Source organism: Allorhodopirellula solitaria (assembly GCF_007859855.1).
Lineage (GTDB): Bacteria > Planctomycetota > Planctomycetia > Pirellulales > Pirellulaceae > Rhodopirellula > Rhodopirellula solitaria.
This window is the reverse complement of the sequence record NZ_SJPK01000002.1, coordinates 638,798-646,185: the sequence shown is the minus strand read 5'-3', so window position 1 is coordinate 646,185 and position 7,388 is coordinate 638,798. Positions and strand designations below refer to the sequence as shown.

Genomic DNA, 7,388 nt, shown 5'->3' with positions numbered 1-7,388 from the left:
GGTCGCCTAATTCAAGCCAAGCGAACTCCGATTCAATCCATTCCATCGCCACAGCCCTCCCTGAGCACACTGAGATCCTTTATGTGCCTGTGTATCTACCCGAAAAGATGTGTAGGATAAAGAGGGCAACGCCTGGGGTTTCAGTCGCCACCACCTCGCGTTAGCCCCAACGGGGGCGGCTCTATTTGCACGGTTCATCCGCAGAATCAGTGGGTGAAAGCGACTCGCTGACCGTGCAGGCACTGGCACTGCCGGGAGAAACCGAGCCGAGCTCGAATGGCGTGGACTTAAGCGATTGCCGCGTGTGAAACATCCTTCCGTCGAGCTTGTCTCGGCGGAGGAACCAACTGGCAGCTACCGAGAAAATGCGAAGTCGAAACGGTGCTCCGTCTCGGGCTTGCCCCGGCGGTCACACGACTTGATTCGCTGATTCCGCCGGGACAAGCCCGGAGCGGAGATCGATCTGGCGAGGGCGTTTTGCAGTAGCTTGCAGTTGCCACTCCGCCCGGACAAGCCGGACGGAAGCGAAAACAGATGCCCGTGAAACTCGAGTAAAGCTGCTTAAGTCCACGCCATTCGACTGGAGCTCTGCGGGGACGCGGGCTCTGGAAGGGATAACTCGGTCGATAGCGCGCAGGCGGTGCGGTTGACCCTCGGCGTGATGTTTCTCGCCGAGGGTTCCTTTTGCCCATTGGACGCAGGAGCCAGGACCTCCCGAAATCCACCACGCTGAGACGAGCAACCCGGGCTTGAAACCCGATGTCACTTTCAAAATCTGCGGTTTCCATCGCAAATCCCGTGATTCTCGGTGCACAAGGTGATTTCTTCCTTTGTTTCACCCGCAGATTCTGCGGACGAGGCATTTGCACATGCCATCCGAACGGCAGGATTGCGGCGAACATGAGGGCCGCCCCGTTGGGGCTACCGAAACATTTCGCTATCCGATTATCCGACCCCAGGGCGATGCCCTCTTTATCCTACACATCTTTTTTTAGCCCGTTCCGAATGCAATATAGGCTTCGCGGTACGCCTGCAGTCGCCGCAGTCCACGCCAGATTACGGTGGAACCGGGCGGTCCTTGCCCTGTTTTGTTCAAGTAGCCGCCCAACTGCGCCAACACCAGCATGAACTCGGCCATTGTCGGCGGTGACTGAGGAACTGTCCGTGTTTTTTTTGCGACCAGGTACGTTGGTTTCCATTCGCTCGCTTCAAAGTAGTCTTCGCAACTGGCATCTCCGTCAATTCGGGCAGCCATCTTGATCTGCTCCACTCGCCAGGCGACGACTAGAAGCATCGAGAATGCCGTTAAGTAACGATCCAACGATTGGTACTTGAGCTTCTCGATACCCAAACCACTTTTCAGGGTTTTGAAAAATAACTCGATTTGCCAACGTAGGCCGTAAAGCTCGATCACCCGTTGAACCTGTGAGATTTCATCGATCGGTAGTGACGTCAATAGTACCCAGCGAATAGCGTCTTCGCCCTCGGGAGGGTCCAACTCGATCGCTTCGACAACATTCAGCTGCACGTCCGGTAAATTCCCGCCCACCCGATACGGACCACGGACGTTGACCGGGGTCGCGCGAAGGCTGATTTGAGCCACACGGGCGGAACGTGATTTTCGCCGTGGACGTGTTTCGCCCGCTATCATGGAAACTCGCTCACTGATGCTCGCTTCGCTTTGGCAGCAGATTTCACAGTTCGCTAGAGCTTCATCGATACTCCTTGGATGGCCATCGCTATCGACCAGAGCTCGGTTCTGACAGCCACGCAAAATGAAATCGTGATTATCGACCTGATGATCGATTTCGAGAAACATTTCGTGGATATCTGACTCGCTGTCAGCCACGTTGATGTAGTGAGTCCCAGGGTTAGCACGTGCGATTTGCTCACTACTTTGAAGCATTTCCAGCCAGCGGCAACTTTCTTTCTCTTCGTAACAAGATTGTTTGCGGAGACGCTCTTTGTCGGGTCTGTCCACGTTGGTGAGAATGGATTGGCGTGTCCAGAGGACATGATCGACCATTCCTAACGGAAGACCTTGCTCACTCAGGGCATAGGCGTCGTTCGGAAATAACTTACCTGATTGGCATCGACCTGCGGCATACGGATTTGCATAATGGTTAAATGCCGGATGCAACACTGGTCGATGGACTCCGATCGAAATATAACGCGCTTGTTGATGACCTCGATGAGCGGGGCAGGCGTCGTTGGGCCGCAACCGAAGCGATCGCGATTGGTCGTGGCGGTATTGTAGCAGTGGCAACCGCTACCGGCCTATCAGATCGCACGGTCAAGAATGGCATTGCAGAACTTCAAAGTAAAACGCCACTGCCATCGGGACGCCAACGTCACCCCGGTGGCGGACGAAAGCCGCTCGAATGCCATCAGGCCAAGTTGGTCTCGGCGGTAGAAGCATTGGTCGAACCTACCGAACGAGGTGATCCTCAATCACCGCTGCGATGGACGTGCAAGAGTTTAACGAACCTGCAAACGGAGTTGTTCTCGCAAGGCTTCCAAGTTGGACGCACAAAGATCTCGGAAATCCTTCGTTCGCTTGGCTACTCGTTGCAGGGGAATCGAAAAAGCAGAGAAGGCAAAGATCACCCTGATCGCGATGCCCAGTTCAAGCACATAGCTGCACGGGTCAAAGCGTACCGGCATGGTGGACGACCGGCGGTCTCGGTGGACACCAAAAAGAAGGAAGTGCTGGGAAACAAGGCAAATGTGGGCCGGGAGTACCGTCCCAAAGGCGATCCGCTTGAAGTCGACACGCACGACTTTCCCGACAAGAAACTTGGCAAGGCAGTTCCCTACGGCGTGTATGACATTGCTGAGAATGAAGCGATGGTCAGCATCGGGGTGAGCAGTGACACCGCAGAATTTGCCGTCGAAGCGATCCGTCGATGGTGGCAAGAACTTGGGCAAGAACGCTACGGTCGTCCAAGCCGATTGTTGATCACCGCGGATAGCGGCGGAAGCAACGCTCATCGAAGCCGACTCTGGAAACTGGAGCTTCAGCAACTAGCCAACGAAACCGGGATGAAGATTGAGGTCTGCCACTATCCACCAGGGACGAGCAAATGGAACAAAATCGAGCACCGTCTGTTCTGTCACATCACTCGCAACTGGCGAGGCGTTCCTCTGGAAACCCATCAGGTCGTTGTGAGCTTGGTCGGCTCAACAAAAACGAACGAAGGCTTGGAAGTTCACTGCTGGCTTGACGAAGGCCAGTACAAGACTGGCCGCAAAGTGACTGACAATGAGATGCAAAGCATACGCCTAAAACGTAACAGCTTTCACGGTGACTGGAACTATGAGATTCAACCACACAAGAACAGGTCAAACGGGTAAGTTATTTCCGAACGACGCCTTAGCCCCGGTTCTCGCGCTTTCCGAAGTTCACGAGTTACCCGAGCTTCGACCTGGCTGCTGCTTTCCCACAACGCCAGATCCCCTGTCAGCTTGACTGACAGGAAGCCCGGTTTTGTGATTAGATACAGAGGGAGCGTTCACCCCGCTCACAGGCGAGCTTGCCCCGCATGAGAGCAAAGTTTGTCGGCTTGGTTCCCTGTCAGACAAGCTGACAGGGGAACGCGTGTCGGTGACGCGGTTTTCTAATTTCAAAACGTTGCTTCCCGTGTGACAAGCACACGGGGGAGCAAACTTGTGAGGTAACCAACAGCTTCGAGCGGAGTGTCCTCAGGTATGCTGATCAGTTGAGCCCGGAGCCGGTCGTCCGTTGAGCTGCTTCGCCACGGATCTCACGAATTGACGCGAATTTCAACGCCGGATTTCACTCGTGTCGCCCCTCGCTATTCGTGGCTGACTGCTTACTCTGATCAGACGTCGATTCGTTCGTCTTGGCGCGGCCAATGGTTGGGCACGACAAACCAGCGTTCGGATTCACGTACGGGTGATGTGCTGTCGCGAAATCCACTCAGTAGACGCGGGCTGTGGTGGCTGCTGAAGTGGTCCTGGAGAACTTGCGTAGTTTCATCATCGGTCAAGATCTCGTCGTCGGATGGATCCGCGATCTCGTCAGCTAGCCAAAACGGCTTGCGGAGGATTCGGTAGCGCCGGCGACTGCTGCGAAGTAGCTCGGGAACCTCTCTCGCGCGCAACCATTGGCCTTCGAGGTGATCGGTTGCTAGCTCGATCGGCGATGAGTCTTTCGAGCCGGTCTGCCAGTGATAGAAGATCCGGCCCTTCACGAACGCTTCACGCAGCTCGATATCCGGGAAGTATCGGACGCCCAGAGGCAGTTGATGCTCGAGTAGTCGGGTGGCTTTTTTGCGCAATGTGTCGGTGGCGTTCGGGCCGACATAGTCGCTTGCAGCAAGATGGCCCGCGTCAACTTGGAGATAGAATTTGCACGCGACTTCCCAGTGGTTGAGGCGGCCCTTTTCATCGCGAAACAGTAGATCAATTTCACCGACGGTTCGCTTCCCGTCACGCAGCTGCATCGAATGAGCCACGATCTCGCAGCGGCGTAGGAAGCGGATCCAGTAGATGAGCAGACGCTCAAAATATCGTCCGACACGTTGCTCGCGAGGCGAGGTCAAGTGGACGCTTAGGTGCTCGCCGTCGATGTCACTGACCTTCAGAGGCCGCGCGGGGACAGACTCTTGGCTGGTGAGGTTCATCAACGACGGGCTGTTGACCGCCCAAACCAGATCACGGACAAAACGTTCAGTTTCTTGCATTCCAACAGCATAGCGATAGTGGATCAGCTTGTCGTTCGTTGAGATGTTTTGCTGCGGATCTCACGGATGGACACGAATTTCAGGACTGGATTTCATTCGTGTTGGTTCGTGCTATTCGTGGCTGACTGCTTTGATGGTCAGAATGCGGTTCGTTCGCGATACAGGTGATCGTGTTTTCCGTCGTCGACGCTGACCTGCGGCTCCACCCTGAAGTCGTTTCGAGACGGGGTGGATGGGCATTGGGAACTTGGGCAAGATGCGTTGCTTTTGCGTTTGCTTCGCTTTGCTTTGGTCCTAGCGATCATGCGTCGTCGATACATCCTTCCGGAGCGAGATCGTTCGCTCGAAGAGTTTTCAATGACCACGACCATGAGACCAAAATCGTGATAACCCGCAGACTCAAAGAGTTGTTTCCCCCACTTCGCTCGCTCGCGATGTTGAGCGTGACGACAGTGGCCCTTGGCGCTATGACGGCGAGCCCAACGATGGCGCAAGGCGTATGGGCTGAATCGTCTTGCGGGGTGGAAGCGTCTTGCGGGGTCGAGGTGTCCTGCGGGGCGGAAGTATCCTGCGGGGCGGAGGTTTCCTGTGGCTGCGAAGGGCCGTGCCAGCACCGTCATGAGCCGAACTGCGGTTGCGGTTCATCGGGATCTGGCGGGCAGGTCGGTTCCGAGAAAGGGCTTTTGTCTCGCACTCACCTTAACCCGTGCGGGCTGATTCACGGCACCCTCAATGCCGTTGCCTGTGGGATCGAAAAGGTCGTCACCCTGCGGCCTCACGGCCGGCGGGCATCGCGTTCGAGCTGTGATTGCGGATCATGCGGCCACTCCTCGGGTCACCACTCCATGGGCCATCATTCATCGGGCCACCATTCACCGGCAACCTGTCGTGACTGCCAGCCTCATTTGGCTCCAGCGGTGCCTGCGGTTTCGCCAGCGGGCCCAGTCACGATGGAGTCCCGAACGCCCGTGCAATATGAGTCGTCAGGACCACCGGCACCTGCCGATCTGCCAACAGCGAACGAGATCGAAGACCGCCAGCCCGGCGAGACCTTCGACGCGCTCGAAGATCCTTTCGAAGATGACTCTGCTCGGTACCAGGCGTCTGGAAAGCCCTCGATTCAACAAGCGACTTTTGCCAACGAGGTCACGGCACCGACGCGAGGCCCAGTCAAAACTGCTGCTGAGCAGAAAAGTGACTATGCTGACTACTTTCGTCAATAGAAATCGAGCAGCTCCGAAAGCGCCGCGTTGAATTTTGCCCAAGCCGAATTTGTCATCTTCCTGTTGGTCGTGCTTGCAGCGACATGGGCGGCAGGCAAACGACGCGGGCTCCGCAACGGCTTCCTCTTAGCGGCGAGCTACTACTTCTACGCCTACTGGGACTACCGGTTCTGTGGGCTGTTGCTGCTGTCGACGCTCGTCGACTTTACCGTCGCTCGCTGCATGGAGCGATGCCAGTCGCAGCGTCAGCGTCGGGCTTGGTTGACCGTCAGCCTGGCAGTCAACCTAGGTGTACTTGGTTTCTTCAAGTATGCCAACTTCTTCATCGACAGCGCCCGCCCGCTCGTCGAATCCCTGGGGCTGCACGCCGCTTCGCTGGACGTGATCCTGCCGGTCGGGATCTCGTTTTACACGTTCCAGACGCTCAGTTATACGATCGATGTCTATCGTGGGAAGCTGCGGGCGAGTTCCAGCTTGATGGACTTCGCGCTCTACGTGGCGTTCTTCCCCCAGCTGGTTGCCGGGCCGATCGTCCGCGCCAGCAGCCTGTTGCCGCAGCTCGGCAGCGTCCCCGCATTGCGTCGCCGCCGGATGTACGGTGGCTTTCAGCAGTTACTTCGTGGCGCGATCAAGAAAGTCGTCATCGCTGACCGGCTTGCCGAATCCGTCGACGTCGTCTTCGCGGGCGTGGATCTGTACAGCAGTTTGACGCTGTGGGTGGCCGTGATCGCCTATGCGGGACAAATCTACTATGACTTTTCCGGTTACAGTGACATGGCGATCGGGATCGCGAAAATGCTCGGCTATCGCTTCCCTGCCAATTTTCGTCATCCCTATCTCGCCACCTCGATGTCTGATTTCTGGCATCGTTGGCACATCACCTTGTCGACCTGGCTGCGCGACTATCTCTACATTCCGCTGGGTGGATCACGCGGCTCGACTTGGATGACCAAACGCAACCTGATGATCACGATGGGATTGGGTGGTTTGTGGCATGGGGCGGCCGTCACGTACGTATTGTGGGGGATTTGGCACGGTGTGGCCCTCGTGCTGGAGACCATGATCGCCCCGCGGCGCGATCTCAAACGGGGCAAGAGAGCGGGATGGAGTGTGGCTTCACGCGTTCTGCGGTGGGCGATCGTGATGCTCGTCGTACTGATGGGGTGGGTGCTATTTCGCAGTCCGGATTGGTCGACGAGTCTGCGTGTGTACGAACGGTTGTGGCTGCCGCTGCAGGCCCCAGGCTCGCACGAACATCTTCTGTGGCTACCGCCACTGACCCTCCTAATGATTGCTATCATGGTGATCGACCACGCGGTTTGGTCGACACGCCTGCGTCGGTGCATGCGGTTACCGTATGATGCCTGGTACAGCCCCCCGGCGACCTGCATCATGATTTGGACCTTGCTATTGTACGCTCCCCGCGATTTTCGTCCGTTCGTCTATTTTCAATTCTGAG

The 7,388-nt window shown here is 56.6% G+C and carries 5 protein-coding genes; 3 read left to right on the top strand and 2 right to left on the bottom strand.

All coding sequences use genetic code 11. The features are described 5' to 3' along the window. Positions 1-991: 991 nt before the first annotated feature. Complete coding sequence (locus tag CA85_RS05640; protein WP_261344705.1) at positions 992-2,143, bottom strand: IS4 family transposase; 1,152 nt, start codon at positions 2,141-2,143, stop codon at positions 992-994. On the opposite strand from CA85_RS05640, the gene CA85_RS05635 reads away from it, so the two are divergent. After that, positions 2,128-3,354, top strand: coding sequence for an ISAzo13 family transposase (locus CA85_RS05635; RefSeq protein WP_146390298.1), 1,227 nt, complete (start codon positions 2,128-2,130; stop codon positions 3,352-3,354). The two genes, CA85_RS05640 and CA85_RS05635, sit on opposite strands and share 16 nt — an antisense overlap. 488 nt (positions 3,355-3,842) lie before the next feature. Here the strand turns inward: CA85_RS05635 and CA85_RS05630 are convergent, their stop codons facing one another. Next, positions 3,843-4,706, bottom strand: coding sequence for a DUF1853 family protein (locus tag CA85_RS05630; protein WP_146390297.1), 864 nt, complete (start codon positions 4,704-4,706; stop codon positions 3,843-3,845). 845 nt (positions 4,707-5,551) lie between these two features. Here CA85_RS05630 and CA85_RS05625 point away from each other — a divergent pair. Together CA85_RS05625 and CA85_RS05620 are read left to right on the top strand one after the other, a co-directional pair. Continuing rightward, entirely contained in the window at positions 5,552-5,929 is a 378-nt protein-coding gene (locus tag CA85_RS05625) for a hypothetical protein (RefSeq protein ID WP_222435407.1), read from the top strand. A 27-nt stretch (positions 5,930-5,956) separates the two neighbouring features. Next, the gene (locus CA85_RS05620) at positions 5,957-7,387 is read left to right on the top strand and encodes an MBOAT family O-acyltransferase (RefSeq protein ID WP_146390295.1); all 1,431 of its coding nucleotides are present in this window, start codon (positions 5,957-5,959) and stop codon (positions 7,385-7,387) included. The last annotated feature ends 1 nt before the right edge of the window (position 7,388 follow it).